We start from the raw sequence: 16331 nt of genomic DNA on the forward strand, positions 1-16331 counted from the left end.
TTTATGAAAAAAGTATTTTTTTTTATTGTCTTATTAACCTTGATTTTTGAGATACATGCCCAATCATTCGATACCTTAAAACTGCCAAAAAAAGTTACTGCCATTTACAAGGATACCCCTTTGAGAGAGAATCCAGACGTTAATGATGAGATTATTAAAAAAATTCCTTCAGGGGCTTCTCTAGATGTAATAGGTTATTCGGATGCATACTTGAAGGTCAAATATGAATCAATTGAAGGTTTTGTTAATTACAAAATAGTTAGATCCTACTCAACCGAGTACGGGAATTTCAGGAAGTATGCAGAGAAAATTGAAAGTGACAGAAAAAGAGAGGAAAACCGTAAAGCTGATTTAGAGAAAGACCGCCAAATGATTGAAAAGTACGGTCAGTCAGTAGGAACAAAAATCAACGAAGGAAAAATTTGGGTTGGTATGACTGAGGAAATGTTATTAGACAGCTGGGGTAAGCCAGAGGATATTAATATCACGCAAACCACCTATTCGATAAGAAAACAATTTGTCTACGGGCTAGGAAGGTATGTTTATGTAGTTAACGGGAAAGTTGATGCATGGCAAAACTGATCCTTACGAGATTAGGGAGGGCATATTTCAATCCTTAAAGCATTTGATGGATAAACCGTTGTGGTTACAAGCGTTTGTATGCGTGCAAAACTCAGGCACAAAAATTCGACCCTTTTAGTCCCATTTAAATTAATGTATGGGAAAATAATTTTTACATATTAATAACCTTTGCTGCCAATTAGGCCAAAAGTCCCTCAATAAGACCTATTCGAGAAAGCTGACCATATATTATTTGCAGATAATGGCACAAATACAAATAGCTGAAAGCATAGCATTACACCAATTTGAACAAGTCATTTATATTTGAAACAAATCATTGACATGAAACAGTTAACTCTTTTTACAGTCTTATTACTCTTTAGTTTCCTCTCTTATGGTCAAAAGGTAGCAGATACATACCCCTTCGATATGCAGTCCATACCCGAAAGCATTCAAATAATTGATGGCTTTATGGGTATCCAACAAATCATTGAAGCAGAAGATCAAAGTCAAGACGAACTTTACCAATTACTATCCAGATGGATTGCTCAAAACTACAAACGCGGTGACTATGTGACCGATCTTGATAGCAAAACATCCATTATTGTGAAAGGAAATAACACAATGATGGTTGAATACGTCCAATTCTCTAAAAGTAGTGGAATGTCAAAAGTTAGTGAAAAGATTACCAACGATCACACAATTACATTTGACATAAAGGATAGCAGAATTCGGGTGACTGTCATCCCTAACGACATGAAGCTATATTTCATGAATTTCAATCCAAATACATTTGCACAGTATGAGGATTACGTTGAAGGTAATGCGCAGGTCTTTTACAATAATGCATTGGCATTTGACCCTTTTACAAAGTACAAACGCAAAGAACTTAAAAGTTACAACTTCAGTTTTGCTTATCTGCAAGCATTCGACAGATGGGTGCAAAGCAAATTGATTTCTATTGAAAAGGCAATAACCAATAAACCAAATGATGACTGGTAATCGTAGATTGAAATAAATATGGGATTCGTAAAGGCTTATGCTAAGGACTTAAAAAAATACTTTTTCTTACCCCTGTAGTTCAAAGTGCAAATTTGTAGCAAATAAATCGGATACAAAGAAAATTATAATTATTTGCGCCCTATTTGTACCCTATTTGTACCCTATTTGTACCTATCAATCATAACTATTTGATTATCAATATTAATTACTTTCTGTATCGGGAAGTAAAAAAAGGGATCAAATTGCTTTGACCCCTTTCTCACCTTTTATTACTCACACTATTAAAAAATAGTTTCTTGAGTCCTTAGGACTCTATACTTCTTTGCCTTTCAGCATTTTGTTCCAATACAAATAAGGCAAACCGTACTTTTTCAGCATCCACAGTCTCCAATGCTCCTTGCTGCTGTCAAATACCAGCATTTGCTTCAGTTTGGGATCTGGGATAAAATTCTGATCGTAGTCAAACTCCGCCAAGACCATTTTACCATAGCCTGTGACTAGCGGACAGGATGAATATCCATTGTATGACATGGTTCCCATATGCTTGGTCTTCTTCAGCTTGAGAATATTATCCACTACGATGGGTGATTGCTTTCGGATAGCAGCTCCAGTTTTTGCGGTGGGTAATCCTGCCACATCCCCTAACCCAAAAATATTCGGGTATTTTTTATGTTGGAGGGTGTGCTTGTCTACATCTAGCCAGCCGGCCTCATTCACCAAACTTGACTCTCGAATAAATTTAGGAGCAGCTTGAGGTGGAGCCAAATGAAGCATGTCATAGGGGATTTCTATAAATGAGTCCCCAGACTTTTTCTCATCGATTGGGTTATTCTCATTCAGTGCAATCTCTTCATTCTTATTCACCCACTTGAAAGTGACAATATTCTTTTCCGAATCGATTTTAACGGGAGAATAAAATGGTCTAAAGTGAATCCCATAGCGATGGATCACTTTAGTCAAGGTATCAGCCACACATTTTACCCCAAAAATTACTGTTCCTGGTGTCGCAAAGATCACATTGGCATCAATTTGATTCTTTTTGAAGTAGTCAGCTGCCAAATAGGCAATTTTCTGGGGAGCTCCCCCACATTTGATAGGTGTACTAGGCTGGGTGAAAACAGCATTTCCACCTTTAAAATTTTTCAATACTTCCCAAGTATGCTCAGGATCGGTGTAGTTGCTACATACATTTCCTTTATCCAGAGCTTCTTCCAGTCCTTCGATCATGGATGGCTCCATCACCAATCCAGGGCACACCACCAAATAATCATAAGTGATACTTCCATTTGCCTTGGTGTCTAAGGTATTTTTATCTGGATGAAAAGCTGTCGCAAAATCCTTGATCCAGTCTACGCCATCAGGAATTACATCCGCCATGGGCTTTCCAGTCTTATCGTAATCGTATGTTCCTGCCCCCACCAAAGTCCAAGCTGCCTGATAATAATGCATGTCAGCAGGATCGATGAGGCCGATTTTTAGGGATTTGTCTTTTTGTAAAAGATTAGCTGCGGTCATAATTCCTGCAGTACCGCCGCCAACAATTAGAATTTCATAGTGTGAGTTCATGGACTAGGTGTTTAAAGTTTATTCAAGTAACAATTTTGGCATTTTCCATTCGGTAACAATTGTTACATAATAGGTACAAAGCTGATTTTGATCATGTTTTAACATTTGATGAATCCCTTCAAAAGGTGGATTTCCGGGGATGGTAAACCTTGAAAATCTTCAATAATACTCTTGATTCAGTCCATTTTCATGGAAAAAATTCAACCACCAAATTTCTTTGACCTCTAAATTTTGCTTTACATATATTCGAAAAAGCGTTTCATTGGCAAAGTGCTATTAATGCCAAATATTTATTGGATTTAACATGCAATTACTTTAATTTTCAAAAGGATATTTTGATTAATAAGCCTGAAAGGAAATATAAAAAGTTGAGTCTTAGTAAACCCTTAAAAATTTTCTTGCTATGAAAATCGCATTAATAGGTGGCACCAGTCTGTCCAACACACTTGGTAAAAAGTATATGGATATTGGACTATCTGTAGTTTTTGGGGTGGGGACTGATTTCGATACGGATTCCCCTGATTGGAAGGTGATCAATAGATGTTTCAATAAAATTTGTCCTTATGAATCAGCTATGATTCAGGCTGAGATCATTCTTTTTTGTTGTCCAAACGAGGAGTTCAATGAGGCTCTAAAAGCTTTAAAGAAGGTTGATTTACTTGACAAGATATTGGTCGATTGTACCAATAACCAATATCAGGACAAGCTAAAGTGCTCGAACGTTAATCGGATTATGAAAGCTGCTCCGGGAATACCCGTTTTTAAAGCGTTTAATAACTTAGGAATCGATTATCCTCTCTCCGACTCTTTGGGTGTGATCAAAGAAGTTTATTTCTGTGGTGAAAACGTTCCTGAAAAAATCAGGGTGAAAAGATTAATTGAATTGATTGGATTTAAGGCAATAGACGCTGGTCAATTGGAAAATGCAACACTTTTGGAAGCTTTCTATCATTTGGGAAAGCAAATTTCAGGTCTGGGTGCAGACTCTAATTATCAATTTAAACTGGTGTCCCTCTGAGAAAAGTCAAAAAGATTGAGAAGCTTTTTGATGTAGCTTTTGAGAAAATCTAGTTAGATTTACTCCTAAACCTCAAGTATCACCAAACCCAATTAACTTGAAAACCCTAGTTATTGACATCGGAGGATCGAATGTCAAAATTTTGGCCACAGGCCAAGAAAAAAGAATCAAAATACCTTCTGGAAACGATTTTTCGCCCGAGCACATGATCCCACTTATTAAGGAAAATGCCTCTCATTGGGAATATGATCGCATCGCAATGGGCTTTCCAGGAAAAGTGAAAGACAATCAGATTTTAAGCGAACCCGTAAATCTCGGACATGGCTGGGAAACTTTTGATTTCGAAGCTGCCTTTGGCTGTCCTATCAAAATCATCAATGACGCTGCAATGCAGGCTCTGGGAAGTTATAATGGCGGAAAGCTCCTTTTTCTTGGACTTGGAACAGGCTTGGGTACGGCAATGGTGATTAAAAATACCATCATCCCAATCGAAGGAGGTCATCTTCCTTATCGTAAATCCACTTTTGAAAACTACGTGGGTAAAGTCTACTATGCAGAAAAAGGCCACGATAAGTGGGAAAAGCATGTATTCAAAACTGTGGAGATTTTATCCGATGCACTCCAGCCTGACGACATTGTGCTCGGCGGTGGAAATTCTAAGATTCTCACCAAAATCCCCAAGGGTTGCCGACTGGGAACCAATCTAAATGCATTTGGAGGAGGCTTTAGACTCTGGGAAGAAGATTTCATTTATTAAGTTTTTGATTAATGGGAGTGAATTATTTCACTCCTATTTTACTTTCGTTTCCTAGTAAAAGGTCCTTCCCTTTATTCACTCAATAATTCTCATTAACCCTATGCTTCAGCTCATTTCTAATGCTTTTTCTCATTCTAAAAAAACTGCAATTGTAGATCAGTTTGGCACCTACACCTACAAGCAACTACTTTCAAAAAGCGAGCAGATCGCAAGTTTTCTATTGAATGGAAGACAAGATTTAGAAGAGGCTCGAGTAGCATTTATGGTGTCTCCGGGATTTGATTACGTGGCTACGCAGTGGGGAATTTGGCGAGCAGGTGGGATTGCAGTTCCACTTTGCATCTCCTACCCTTTTCCTTCACTGAAATATGTGCTGGATGATACGGGAGCAAAAAAGGTAATACTTGGAAAGGAGTATCAGGAGGTACTCGCTCCACTTCAAAAAGAAGAAAACATCGATTTAATATCCATTGCTGCCTTTAATAAAGATGCAAACTTTCAGGCCTTGCCAGAATTAGACGCAGCTCGTGGAGCAATGATTCTTTACACTTCCGGTACCACCAGTCTACCGAAAGGTGTACTCAGCACCCATGCAAACATTGAGTCCCAAATCAGCACACTTGTAAAAGCTTGGCAGTGGTCATCGACAGATTACACGCTCGGACTGCTTCCGCTACATCATGTTCATGGAATTATTAATGTGCTTTCTTGTGCGCTTTGGGCCGGAGGCACGGTACAGTTTCTCCATCCTTTTGATGCGGATCAGGTTTTCAAAATCTTCGCTGAAGGCAAGGTCAATGTGTTTATGGCCGTGCCAACGATTTATTTCAAATTGATCTCAGCATACGAAAGCTATTCCCCAAAAAGGCAAAAGCAAATCAGCGAAACTCTTTCGACATTCAGATTGATGGTCTCTGGTTCAGCGGCACTGCCAGTTTCAGTTATGGAGAAATGGAAAGAAATTTCTGGACACTATTTGCTGGAACGATACGGGATGACCGAAATCGGAATGGCCATCAGTAATCCCTATTCTGGTGAAAGGAAGGCTGGACACATCGGCTTTGCCTTGCCTAGTGTTGAGGTTCGTTTGGTAAATGAAAATGATGAACCAATAAATCCTGGAGAATCTGGAGAAATTCAGATCAAAGGACCCTCGGTTTTCAAGGAATATTGGGGTAAGCCCGAAGCTACGCAAAAAGCCTTCACCGCTGATGGCTGGTTTCGAACAGGAGATGTCGCCATTCAGGAGAACGGCTATTATCGAATTTTGGGTAGAGATTCCATCGACATTATTAAATCCGGAGGCTATAAGATTTCTGCATTAGAGATTGAAGAAGTCATTCGAACATTTCCTAAAATAAAAGATTGTGCTGTGGTGGGTATCCCTGATGAAGAATGGGGTGAGCTTGTGGTCGCGGGCCTAGTGGCTGCGACTGACTTTGATTCAAAATCTTTAATGGATTGGTTGAAAACCAAAATACCCGCATATAAAGTCCCTCGGAAATACTTGGTAATCGAGGATTTACCTAGAAATGCAATGGGTAAGGTGACCAAAAATGAATTAAAAAAACGATTCTGATATGATCTACGGAATAGCTATTCTGGCTTTTTCTTTTCTCCTAGGCCAATGGATGGGCGTCCTGCTCGGACATTGGATTGGAATAGACTCCAATGTAGGTGGAGTGGGTTTTGCCATGATTATTCTGATTCTGACCAAGGAAGGCTTTCAGCGAAAGGGCTGGTTTAAACCCGAGTTGGAATACGGAGTCGACTTTTGGGGAAAGCTGTACATCCCTGTGGTTGTTGCCATGGCTGCTAGCCTAAATGTCAAAGCGGCCATTACCAGTGGAAGCCTAGCTATTGCTGCTGGCGCCATTCCTGTGTTTATCTGCTTTGCCGTTTTTCCTTACTTGAATAAAGCCCTGAAAACATCCTAAAATGTCAGAATTAATTCAGGTTATTGATTCATATGGGCTTATTGTTGCCTTTTTGGTGGTAGGTCTCGTAATGTATTTCTCTGAGATCATTTCCAAGAAAATCTTCCGCTCCAAGATCCCTGGCTCGGCGATCGCTATTTTTGCAGGTCTGGTTTTGGGGTATATCGGAGGTGTATTTGGTGGTGGGGAAAAAGGCCTTTCTGACATTCCCGTTTTCAAAGGTGTTGGTTTTATGGGAGGCGGGATGTTCCGGGATTTTACCATAGTCGCCACTGCTATTTCTGCGAGCTTTTTCCTAATTAAAAAATCAGGGTTAGCTGGAATGATTTCCTTGTTTTTGGGATTGATCATCTTTTTCATTGTCGGTGTAAGTCTAGGTTGGGCTTGGGGATTCCGTGATCCGGTGACTTTAACCACTATTGGAGCTGGAGCTTGTACTTACATCATCGGCCCAATCACTGGCGCCGCTTTGGGTGCTAGTTCGGATATTATCGCGCTTAGCATTGGCATCGGTGTGGTGAAAACCATTACTGTAACCATCTTCACTCCAATTTTGGCAAAAAGGATAGGGCTTAACTCTGAAGGATCGGCTATGAGCTATGGAGGACTAATGGGCACTACAAGCGGTGTGGCAGCAGGCCTGGCAGCCACAGACCCAAAGCTAGTTCCCTATGGAGCTGTGACGGCTACTTTCTACTCAGGACTTGGATGCCTGATTTGTCCTTCGGTTTTCTACCTGATTTTGGATTGGCTGGTGTAAAAGTCTGTCTAAGGTAAATCAGCCATTTTTTAGACCCTATTAACGTGAATTCAAAGACAGTAGCGACAGGCAATTATACCTTTGAATTATCCATTCTTACTTTTCAATCCAAAAAGTGGTCTAATGACGGACCAGCGACGAATGGCTACCTCATAAATTACCCAGGTTAGCCCAAATGTCCCGATGGACATGATAGAAAATTTCGTCAGAAAGCTCAAATCCACATGCATCAGGTAATAGCCTAAGACTATAATAATGGTCTGATGAAGAATATAAAAGGGATAAACGGCCTCATTGGCATACTTCAGTGCCTTACTCGGGGTATTGAGGTAAGCTGAAGCATAGCCAAAGAGCACTAAAATCCAAGCCCATAGGTTAACAACTTTCAAACCTGCCTCGATAAAGTGAATAAGGGTGGAATCCTCAAAAACTATCCTGAGGCCTATTAAAAGTGAGAAAGCTAGAAGTCCAAGGTAGAGATAGCTTCTTCGAGCCGCTTGTACCGTTGGCCAAAAAACGTCCTGAACTGAGATGAGCAAAAAGCCATAAAAAAAGAGGGTACAATAGTTTATCAAATTAAACCAATCCCCAAGAAGCGCATGGGTAGAAGGAAAAAAGGGTTCGACCAAAGACTCCCATAAATAAAGCGGAATCACCATCCAAAAAAGGCCAAAGGGAGCGGAAGAAATTTTTCGACTCAATTTCAATAATCCTGCATCAGGGTGATTTCTCAGGTAAATAAATGCGGGAATCAAAACCAATGAAAAGAGCAAGAGATACGGCAAAAACCAGAGATGATGCCACGAAAAATTTCCTTCTGGATATATTCCAATAAAGGCCTCAGTTGGCCAATAATCAAAATATCCACCACTAAATTGACCCTTGTCCAATCGCTCCAAATACACTTGTGGTGGAACGATAAAAAGAATTCCACTCACCAGTGGAATGAAGAGTCTCACGATCCTTTCCTTAGCAAATACTCCCCCATTTCGTTTTGACAAAGCATAAAAAGTACCCATCCCTGAGATTACAAAGAGTATAGGCAATCGCCACTGATTTAGAAAAAGCATGGGCCAACGAAGATTTGGATAGATTACTTCGTTTTTAATGTGCCAACCCCAAGGGACAAAAAACATCCCTACATGGTAGAAAATCAACAATCCGAAAACAATCACCCGCAACCAATCTAAATCGTATCTGCGCATAAAATTTTTGATAGGGAATAAGCTTTGCACAAATTAGAAAAAATGTACCAAAAGATAGCCTTGGGTTTTTTACTGTAAAATCGCGTCTGTATAAGTCGAATATTATCACCCTTAGAGTCTGGTATCCAGTGGTTTATTCGCACTTTCGAGGCTTTTAAGTAAACAAGATCAAAGCTCATAGTAGTCCTATTTTCTCAATATTCTTCCTTGATTTTGGCTTTTTGATATTCAATGTATTGGCTCAATTGACCTTGTTGTAAAAGGGATTGCCAAAGCAGAAATAAATTGGCATCTTATGTCTCAACCTCGGAACTTTTACCCAAAAACCATGAAAAATCAACGCCGTAATTTCCTTAAAAAAGCAACTGGCAGTTTGGCTTTAGCTTCTACAGGACTTGGATTTTCGTATCAAGCTTCAGCAAAATCTTTGACATTAAATCCCCAAATCAAGACTTCTGCGAATGATAAAATACGAATTGGATTAATTGGAGCAGGAATCATAGGGCATTACGATACGGATACAGCACTGCTGGTAGAAGGAGTGGAATTAGCGGCTGCATGCGATCTCTACACTGGTCGAATTGCCTATGCACATGAAAAATGGGGAAAGGACTTGTTTACCACACGAGATTATCGAGAGCTTCTGGCAAGACCCGATATAGATGCCGTATTGATCTGTACGCCAGATCACTGGCACCAGCGCATTGCCATCGATGCCATGAAAGCGGGAAAGCATGTGTATTGCGAAAAACCCATGGTTCAACGCATTGAAGATGGTCAAGCGATCATTGATACTCAAAAATCCACTGGCAAGGTCTTTCAAGTGGGCAGTCAACGCGCTAGTTCGGTGGCTGTACTCGAAGCCAAAAAAGTACTTCAATCTGGGATGATTGGAGATTTGACTTTTGCTTCAGCCTATTGCGATCGCAGCACATCTAATGGTGCCTGGAATTATTCCATCCCAAGAGATGCCAGTCCTGATACGGTGGATTGGGATGAATTTTTGGGTTATGCCCCAAAAATCCCATTTGATGCCACACGGTTTTTCCGATGGAGAAACTACAGCGATTATGGGACGGGAGCAGCTGGAGACTTGATTGTTCATCTTTTGACCACCGTTCATACAATTACCGACTCTCACGGACCGAATAAAATCTTCAGCGCAGGAGACCTGAAATATTGGAAAGACGGTCGCGATGCTTACGATGTGATTAATGCCCTGATGACTTACCCCAAAAATGATCGACATGATTCCTTTCAAGTTACGACACGGGTCAATCTATGTGATGGCGAAGGCAAGGGTGAATTTGGACTAAAGCTAGTCGGTACAGAGGGAGTGATTACGATTGGTTGGAATGACTTTACTGTCCAAACACTCAAGCGAAGTGCCGCTCCGGGATATGGCGGATACGACAGCTTTACTAGCTTTTCGAAGGAGGAAAAAGTAGAGTTTGAAAAATGGTACAAGGCCACTTATGGTGATGAAAATGGTGGTGGATTCACGCGCGGCGAGCCTATGGAATTTGAAGCTCCACAAGGCTATGACGATCGCTTAGACCATATGAAAGTGTTTTTCAATGGAATCCGTGAAAATGGAGCCATCCTTGAAGACGCTTCCTTCGGCCTTCGTGCAGCAGCCCCTTCCCTAGCCTGTAATTTGAGCATAGCCCAAGAAAAACCTATTCTTTGGGATCCAGAGGGGATGAGATTGATCTAATGTCTCAATAGTTTTGGGATTTTTCGTAATGCTGCCAATAGGTGGAGTTCAATGCGTAAATGTTGATGTGGATGGTCAACAGACCACAGACAACAGTCCACAACATTTCAAGCTATAGATTTATTTTTCACTGGTAAGAAAGTCGATATTCATATTCCATTTCACTAAAACGAAACCAATTCCTGATTTTTGGAATTATTCTAACTGATGAGCACTGAAGTAACCATTAAAAACATGGTATGCCCTCGCTGCATAGCCGCTGTTTCCGATATTCTTGACGAGATCAAGCTGAATGGACAAGTAGCGCTCGGAAGGGTGATTCTTGAAAAGGCTCCGAGTTCAGAGCAAAAAGAGAAACTAGCCGAATTACTTCAAAGTCGTGGCTTTGAGTTATTGGAACCTGGAAAATCCTCCCTGATTTCAAAAATAAAAACCCTAATTATAAACTTGGTTCATCATCAAGAAAATCAGCTTCATGAAAATCTTTCCTCCTACCTCTCCGAACAACTCAATCAAGAATACACGGGATTGAGCAAACTTTTTTCCTCGGTGGAGGGTATGACCATCGAGCGATTTTATACCCTGCAACGAATAGAAAAAGTTAAAGAGTACCTTTTTTATGACGAGATGAGCCTTTCCGAAATCGCATTTCGCATGGGCTATAGTTCCGCTGCCTATCTCAGTGCCCAGTTCAAAAAAGAAACCGGTATGACGCCAAGCGAATTCAAGAAAAATGGAAAAGGCAAAAGGAAAGGGTTAGATGGGATCTAAATGACTTTATCGATGGCCAAGGTAGATTTTACAACTATACATTTTTTGGCAAATACAGCACTGACTAGAATTTAGGACAAAAAAGTAAGCGCGAGCTTTTTTTGAATTAAACTTACATAAGACGCAAATACTTGATGGAATCGGGAAGATTTGGACAATAAATGTGTAGAAACAAACAAATTATCCCCCATTAAAAAAAACAGCGTTCTCCGTAAATGGAAAGAACGCTGTTTAGATCAATACTACTTTTTGGAAAGAAGTCTGCCACTAACAGGCTCTAGATCATACATGACGAATGTTTCGATAATACTCTCCATATCCTCGTTTTCTCCATGATCCTCTTTCCCTTGGTCGGTTGCAAGAAAATTGTAAAGCGTTTCTTTTTTGTCATAAGTTGACCATACGATTACTGTGTTTCTTTCCTTATCCACACTTACTTGATAAGCTATAAGGCCGTCAGACTTTTTGTCCATTTTCATGGTTGGAGCTTTCGCAATTCGAATCAATTCCTCCAATTTCCCGGGTTTTGCAGTCGATACTGATACAAATGTGTACGTTGGATTATTCATAATCATTGTTCTTTTGATTTTTTATTATGTTTATGATACAAATATAGCCATTTATTTCATTTACATTGTTTTTGATGTACATTTGTTCAAACTCGAACTAACCTGATAAAATGGATTACACCTTACTTAAAAAAATAATCGAGCTTGTAGAAATATATCAAGAAGGGCACTCCTCGCAAAAAGTGGAGGACTTTACGATTTGGCTGAACAATACCCTTTTTTCAGCTAATAGCGGAGACGAGCATTCAACCCATGATGAATTGGTTCTAGCTTTTAAATTGATGTTTTTGAATAAAGAATTGAAAAAACAGACCAAAAGCATTTTGTTAAAATCGGCTATTTCTTCCATTGATGAATACAGCTTTTTGCTGCATTTGGACTATCAAGAAAGCTTCAGAAAAATGGAGATTGTAGAAATGCACAACCTTGAGGCGCCGACAGGTATAGAGATCATCAAACGACTTCTCAAGAATAAGCTAATTGAGGAGTTCCCAGACAATGAAGATAAAAGAGCGAAGAGGATTAAGATAACGAATAAGGGGAAAGCGGAATTGAAGACAATTAAACCGAAAATCGACCTGATTTTCAGCAAGTTTTCAGAACCGCTAAAATTGAATGAGCGAATTCAATTTAGTGGAATCCTAGATAAGCTTATAAAATAAAGTATTGAATACGCCAGGATAATAAAACTTCTACTGCATACCCTTCGGGACCAAGAGCCTAACCAAACCACCCCTAGCTCTCCAGCATAGAATTGAATTTGACTACTTCCGTCCAAATCCACACCAATCCAAAAAAACAGCCTTTATAAACCAACCGCATTTTGGCGAATACGGCAGGAACTCCTATTTTGAGTCAGAGCAATGGAATTGATCGCTTATTTTTTCAATGAAAATCATAAAACCAAACAGAAAAGTTTGTAATCAGAGCCCTGGCTACTCTCCTATTCACAGCATCTGAGGCTTCATCTTAACCAACCCTTCCCATGATAAAATTCTTTCGAAAAATTAGACAAGATTTACTTTCAGGAGGACAGACTGGAAAATACCTCAAATATGCCATTGGAGAGATTGTACTCGTGGTGATAGGGATTTTAATTGCACTTCAAATCAATACTTGGAACGAAGAGCAGAAAGCCAATAAGTTGGAAAATGTATATCTACAACGACTCAAAAAAGACCTTGTCGCAGATACCTTATACCTAACAAAAAGACTTCGTTATGTAAAAGAGGAGAGGACAAAAATCTACAACTTCATTCATGAGATTTACAATACTCAAACTACAGAAGAAGAGTTCAAGCGCTTATTTTCAATGCAGAGCTTCGATGCCGAAAACCTGGTGATGCAAACCAGCACCTTTGAAGAGTTAAAGAGTACAGGACTTATAGATATTATCCAAAATGAGAGCATTAAAATCGCAATGATCGATCTCTACCGAGAGTATGTTGTTTCTGCCGAACACTTTAATGAGATTAATTATTTTACGGCAAACTCCCATTTCGCGAAATCAGCACATGTTGCCAGTAAATATTTTAATCCTGATTTGTACGATGAAAAAGGATTGTTTGAAGGCACTGATTGGACATTTATTAATGACCCCAGTTCTGAAAATTTCAAATTACTTGAAAACACCCAAGGAGGCTATTTCATAAAATATGGCTTCTTTATTGGCCACTTTGAAAATTTAATATCAAAATCAAAGTCGCTAATTGGTCAGCTCAATGAAGAACTGATAGAAAGAAAAAAGTAAAGTCTAAAATTCATTGATAACAGATTCCATAAACGGAATTGATGCAAAAGAATCTAGCTATCGGTAATGCCGAATTGTCCCACGGGTGAATCACAGCAAAGAACCTTAGCCAAATCCTTAAAATTGAGCGAAATGAAATATGCAATTCTATTAATCCTGGCCTATTCGAGTATTGCCTTGTGTAGCGCTCAGAAATTGAGAAACGAATTCACCTATGCACCAAGCACTGAATTTGGTGAACAAATTGTATTTCAAAACACAAAGGACACGACTGTTAATCGATATGAAAAAGCGGTTATCAATGGTTTTGACTCTAAAGTGCCCTTTTATCACTACATCAACAGCGAGAACACCAACAAATTCGTCCTTCTTTTACACGGTCTTGGTGGTTCAAAGGAAAACTGGGTAAAACCAACGTCGGATGGGAAGCTGGTAGATTCTCTCGTATCGCTCGGTTATAATGTAATTATTCCAGATGCTAAGTATCATGGCGAAAGAAGTTACGAATTCAATTTTAGGCCAGCAGGCACACTTCCGCCCGAGTTGTCTAGAAGTCAGCAGGACGCAGAAAGTCTATGTGAACTTTATTCAAGTACCATCAAAGATTTACGCATCCTAATGGATTACCTTGAAAACCGATATACTGGTGAGAAGCTTCAGTTCGATTTGATTGGATACAGTATGGGAGGCGCATTCTCATTGCTATTGAATGCGGTTGACCCAAGGATCAATAGCGTGGCATCCTGTGTTCCACCCTTAAATCGTCCCATAAAAGAAATAAAAGGCTTCGCTTGGCCAAATGAAATTGCTGAAAAGCTGAAAGATATAAGTTCCATGTATTACGCTGATGTTCAGAGATCACCCGTAATTCTTTTGATGGGAAGAACGGATTATTTCACTACCGTGACGGAGGTGAATCAGTTCTTTGATGGAATGCATATTACGGATAAGAAGCTCAAATTTTATGAGGCTGGACACAGCCTTCCCCCTGTTTATATCAATGATGTGATTGAATGGATTACTTCACACAATAAAAATTAAAAGACCGGCTATCTTGTGCAGCTATCCACTCCGTAATAACCAACCCTTCCCATGTTAAAAATCTTTCGAAAAATTAGACAAGACTTACTTTCAGAAGGTAAAACTGCAAAATACCTCAAATATGCCATTGGAGAGATTGTACTCGTAGTGATAGGGATTTTAATTGCATTACAGATTAACAATTGGAATGAATCTCGAAAAGAGCGTCGAATAGAATCAAATATTTTGAATGAAATTCTTGTAAATCTTGAAGATGACCTAGAAAACCTCGACTTGAAAATTGAAGAAACATCTACATTTCTTACCCATAGTTCAAAGGTTTTGGAGCATCTGCAAAACCAAACACCGATCACAGATTCCTTACAGTACCATTATTCGGCTTTAATAGGTCATGGGAATTTTGAACCTACCCTCATAGCCTATGAAAATTTAAGCAACATCGGAATTGATATAATTCAGAATAAGGAATTACGACAAGCAATTTCAGAATTATACAGTATTAAGTATTATGCAATCGTTGAAGACAGAAGAACAGTTGTCCGAAGATTTCAAGAGAATCAAGTTCTGTTGATACAAAATAAAATAAAGATCTATGAAAATTACAGGAAAGCAGAACCGATAAATCTTGAAGAATTGAGAAATGACATACCTTTTCAGAACATGTTAACTACCAACATATGGATTTTAAATTGGGTAATAGGCCGATACGAAAAAGGAAAAGAAGAAATTAAAATCGTACAAGGTCAGATTAGAAAAGAATTAGAAAAATAAGGAAACATCCACATGTCCCTAATTACTTGGCCTCAAAACCTTTCAAAATCAGCTCTAAACCTACCTCCCACTCACCTGAACTCTGGCTACTCTCCTATTTACAGCATCTGAGGCTTCATCTTAACCAATCCTTCCTATGATAAAATTCTTTCGAAAAATTAGGCAAGACTTACTGTCAGAAGGTAAAACCGGGAAATACCTGAAATATGCCATTGGAGAGATTGTACTTGTCGTCATAGGGATTTTAATAGCACTTCAGATCAACAATTGGAATGAATCTAGAAGACAATCTATCGCTGAAAAGGAATTTATAACAAGCTTAGAAAATGACTTAAAACAAGACAAGGCTTTTATTGAGAGCGTAATAAAACTCAACGAACCAAGAATAGAAGCTTATGAAACGCTAAATAGAGACTTACTCAAGGTTTACAATACGGACAATAATTTTTTAGATTCTTTATTCAGAGTGTATTTTACAAGTCAACGTACATTTTATCCCATTAATGGCTCATACGAATCAGCAATTTCTGGGAATCAAATCACTGTTTTTCGCAATAAGGAATTGGTACAAAAAGTAGTGAAATTGTACAACACAACTTATGACAGACTCATTGATAATGGTAGGATTTTGGACGAAAGATGGGCTGATCTAAGCAAGAAATATAGCTATGAAAGGCGCACAGGTACATTTCGTGAAATGAAACCTGAACAGTTGATCGAATTTCTAGACGATGTATATCATCATTTTAAACAAATGGAATGGTATCTAGAACAATTAGAACTAGCTACAGAAGAAATAGATACTATAATTACAGTTAACTAATGAAAGCACGCTCATGGCACTACTTATTTGGCCCCAAAACCTTTCAAAATCAGCTCTAAACCTACCTCCCACTCACCTGAACT

17 protein-coding genes are annotated in these 16331 nt (G+C 39.1%); 14 read left to right on the top strand and 3 right to left on the bottom strand.

Annotation, left to right across the window (positions count from 1 at the left end; translation table 11 throughout):
* Nucleotides 1–3: 3 nt before the first annotated feature.
* Together ACFOSV_RS13870 and ACFOSV_RS13875 are read left to right on the top strand one after the other, a co-directional pair.
* On the top strand, nt 4–582 hold the full coding sequence (locus ACFOSV_RS13870) for a hypothetical protein (protein WP_377906615.1): 579 nt from the start codon (nt 4–6) through the stop codon (nt 580–582).
* 321 nt (nt 583–903) lie between these two features.
* Complete coding sequence (locus tag ACFOSV_RS13875) at nt 904–1563, top strand: DUF4468 domain-containing protein (RefSeq protein WP_377906616.1); 660 nt, start codon at nt 904–906, stop codon at nt 1561–1563.
* A 312-nt stretch (nt 1564–1875) separates the two neighbouring features.
* Here ACFOSV_RS13875 and ACFOSV_RS13880 read toward each other — a convergent pair whose 3' ends face one another.
* A complete protein-coding gene (locus ACFOSV_RS13880) occupies nt 1876–3129 on the bottom strand; it encodes an NAD(P)/FAD-dependent oxidoreductase (RefSeq protein ID WP_377906617.1) in 1254 nt (417 codons plus the stop codon).
* Between the two features lie 403 nt (nt 3130–3532).
* Here ACFOSV_RS13880 and ACFOSV_RS13885 point away from each other — a divergent pair, with 403 nt between their 5' ends.
* From ACFOSV_RS13885 to madM, 5 genes are all read left to right on the top strand, one after another.
* Complete coding sequence (locus tag ACFOSV_RS13885; protein WP_377906618.1) at nt 3533–4147, top strand: NAD(P)-binding domain-containing protein; 615 nt, start codon at nt 3533–3535, stop codon at nt 4145–4147.
* A 97-nt stretch (nt 4148–4244) separates the two neighbouring features.
* On the top strand, nt 4245–4904 hold the full coding sequence (locus ACFOSV_RS13890) for an ROK family protein (RefSeq protein ID WP_377906619.1): 660 nt from the start codon (nt 4245–4247) through the stop codon (nt 4902–4904).
* Between the two features lie 100 nt (nt 4905–5004).
* Entirely contained in the window at nt 5005–6483 is a 1479-nt protein-coding gene (locus tag ACFOSV_RS13895) for an acyl-CoA synthetase (protein ID WP_377906620.1), read from the top strand.
* Nucleotide 6484: 1 nt separating this feature from the next.
* Complete coding sequence (madL, locus tag ACFOSV_RS13900; protein ID WP_377906621.1) at nt 6485–6841, top strand: malonate transporter subunit MadL; 357 nt, start codon at nt 6485–6487, stop codon at nt 6839–6841.
* Nucleotide 6842: 1 nt separating this feature from the next.
* Nucleotides 6843–7601 (top strand): malonate transporter subunit MadM, encoded by a 759-nt coding sequence (madM, locus tag ACFOSV_RS13905; protein ID WP_377906622.1) that lies wholly within the window; start codon nt 6843–6845, stop codon nt 7599–7601.
* Between the two features lie 86 nt (nt 7602–7687).
* Here the strand turns inward: madM and ACFOSV_RS13910 are convergent, their stop codons facing one another.
* On the bottom strand, nt 7688–8806 hold the full coding sequence (locus ACFOSV_RS13910) for an acyltransferase family protein (RefSeq protein ID WP_377906623.1): 1119 nt from the start codon (nt 8804–8806) through the stop codon (nt 7688–7690).
* 328 nt (nt 8807–9134) lie between these two features.
* On the opposite strand from ACFOSV_RS13910, the gene ACFOSV_RS13915 reads away from it, so the two are divergent.
* On the top strand, nt 9135–10523 hold the full coding sequence (locus ACFOSV_RS13915) for a Gfo/Idh/MocA family oxidoreductase (protein ID WP_377906624.1): 1389 nt from the start codon (nt 9135–9137) through the stop codon (nt 10521–10523).
* A 207-nt stretch (nt 10524–10730) separates the two neighbouring features.
* The gene (locus tag ACFOSV_RS13920) at nt 10731–11294 is read left to right on the top strand and encodes a helix-turn-helix domain-containing protein (RefSeq protein WP_377906625.1); all 564 of its coding nucleotides are present in this window, start codon (nt 10731–10733) and stop codon (nt 11292–11294) included.
* 242 nt (nt 11295–11536) lie between these two features.
* Here the strand turns inward: ACFOSV_RS13920 and ACFOSV_RS13925 are convergent, their stop codons facing one another.
* Nucleotides 11537–11863: a hypothetical protein gene (locus ACFOSV_RS13925; protein WP_377906626.1), complete on the bottom strand. Its 327-nt coding sequence runs from the start codon at nt 11861–11863 to the stop codon at nt 11537–11539.
* Between the two features lie 110 nt (nt 11864–11973).
* Between ACFOSV_RS13925 and ACFOSV_RS13930 the strand changes: the two genes are divergently transcribed.
* The 5 genes from ACFOSV_RS13930 to ACFOSV_RS13950 all read left to right on the top strand — a co-directional run bounded on the left by ACFOSV_RS13930 (nt 11974) and on the right by ACFOSV_RS13950 (nt 16248).
* Nucleotides 11974–12525 (top strand): MarR family winged helix-turn-helix transcriptional regulator, encoded by a 552-nt coding sequence (locus ACFOSV_RS13930; RefSeq protein WP_377906627.1) that lies wholly within the window; start codon nt 11974–11976, stop codon nt 12523–12525.
* Between the two features lie 323 nt (nt 12526–12848).
* The gene (locus tag ACFOSV_RS13935; RefSeq protein WP_377906628.1) at nt 12849–13613 is read left to right on the top strand and encodes a DUF6090 family protein; all 765 of its coding nucleotides are present in this window, start codon (nt 12849–12851) and stop codon (nt 13611–13613) included.
* Nucleotides 13614–13745: 132 nt separating this feature from the next.
* On the top strand, nt 13746–14654 hold the full coding sequence (locus tag ACFOSV_RS13940) for an alpha/beta hydrolase (RefSeq protein WP_377906629.1): 909 nt from the start codon (nt 13746–13748) through the stop codon (nt 14652–14654).
* A gap of 51 nt (nt 14655–14705) precedes the next feature.
* Nucleotides 14706–15425, top strand: coding sequence for a DUF6090 family protein (locus ACFOSV_RS13945; RefSeq protein WP_377906630.1), 720 nt, complete (start codon nt 14706–14708; stop codon nt 15423–15425).
* 136 nt (nt 15426–15561) lie between these two features.
* Entirely contained in the window at nt 15562–16248 is a 687-nt protein-coding gene (locus tag ACFOSV_RS13950) for a DUF6090 family protein (protein WP_377906631.1), read from the top strand.
* Nucleotides 16249–16331: the final 83 nt, after the last annotated feature.

Source organism: Algoriphagus namhaensis (genome assembly GCF_042649705.1).
GTDB classification, from domain to species: domain Bacteria; phylum Bacteroidota; class Bacteroidia; order Cytophagales; family Cyclobacteriaceae; genus Algoriphagus; species Algoriphagus namhaensis.

What these genes read in the sequence shown, in the direction of transcription:
- ACFOSV_RS13870 (WP_377906615.1), top strand. Translation starts at nt 4, where the DNA reads ATGAAAAAAGTATTTTTTTTTATTGTCTTATTAACCTTGATTTTTGAG.
- ACFOSV_RS13875 (WP_377906616.1), top strand. Translation starts at nt 904, where the DNA reads ATGAAACAGTTAACTCTTTTTACAGTCTTATTACTCTTTAGTTTCCTC.
- ACFOSV_RS13880 (WP_377906617.1), bottom strand. Translation starts at nt 3,129, where the DNA reads ATGAACTCACACTATGAAATTCTAATTGTTGGCGGCGGTACTGCAGGA.
- ACFOSV_RS13885 (WP_377906618.1), top strand. Translation starts at nt 3,533, where the DNA reads ATGAAAATCGCATTAATAGGTGGCACCAGTCTGTCCAACACACTTGGT.
- ACFOSV_RS13895 (WP_377906620.1), top strand. Translation starts at nt 5,005, where the DNA reads ATGCTTCAGCTCATTTCTAATGCTTTTTCTCATTCTAAAAAAACTGCA.
- madL (WP_377906621.1), top strand. Translation starts at nt 6,485, where the DNA reads ATGATCTACGGAATAGCTATTCTGGCTTTTTCTTTTCTCCTAGGCCAA.
- madM (WP_377906622.1), top strand. Translation starts at nt 6,843, where the DNA reads ATGTCAGAATTAATTCAGGTTATTGATTCATATGGGCTTATTGTTGCC.
- ACFOSV_RS13910 (WP_377906623.1), bottom strand. Translation starts at nt 8,806, where the DNA reads ATGCGCAGATACGATTTAGATTGGTTGCGGGTGATTGTTTTCGGATTG.
- ACFOSV_RS13915 (WP_377906624.1), top strand. Translation starts at nt 9,135, where the DNA reads ATGAAAAATCAACGCCGTAATTTCCTTAAAAAAGCAACTGGCAGTTTG.
- ACFOSV_RS13920 (WP_377906625.1), top strand. Translation starts at nt 10,731, where the DNA reads ATGAGCACTGAAGTAACCATTAAAAACATGGTATGCCCTCGCTGCATA.
- ACFOSV_RS13925 (WP_377906626.1), bottom strand. Translation starts at nt 11,863, where the DNA reads ATGAATAATCCAACGTACACATTTGTATCAGTATCGACTGCAAAACCC.
- ACFOSV_RS13930 (WP_377906627.1), top strand. Translation starts at nt 11,974, where the DNA reads ATGGATTACACCTTACTTAAAAAAATAATCGAGCTTGTAGAAATATAT.
- ACFOSV_RS13935 (WP_377906628.1), top strand. Translation starts at nt 12,849, where the DNA reads ATGATAAAATTCTTTCGAAAAATTAGACAAGATTTACTTTCAGGAGGA.
- ACFOSV_RS13940 (WP_377906629.1), top strand. Translation starts at nt 13,746, where the DNA reads ATGAAATATGCAATTCTATTAATCCTGGCCTATTCGAGTATTGCCTTG.
- ACFOSV_RS13945 (WP_377906630.1), top strand. Translation starts at nt 14,706, where the DNA reads ATGTTAAAAATCTTTCGAAAAATTAGACAAGACTTACTTTCAGAAGGT.
- ACFOSV_RS13950 (WP_377906631.1), top strand. Translation starts at nt 15,562, where the DNA reads ATGATAAAATTCTTTCGAAAAATTAGGCAAGACTTACTGTCAGAAGGT.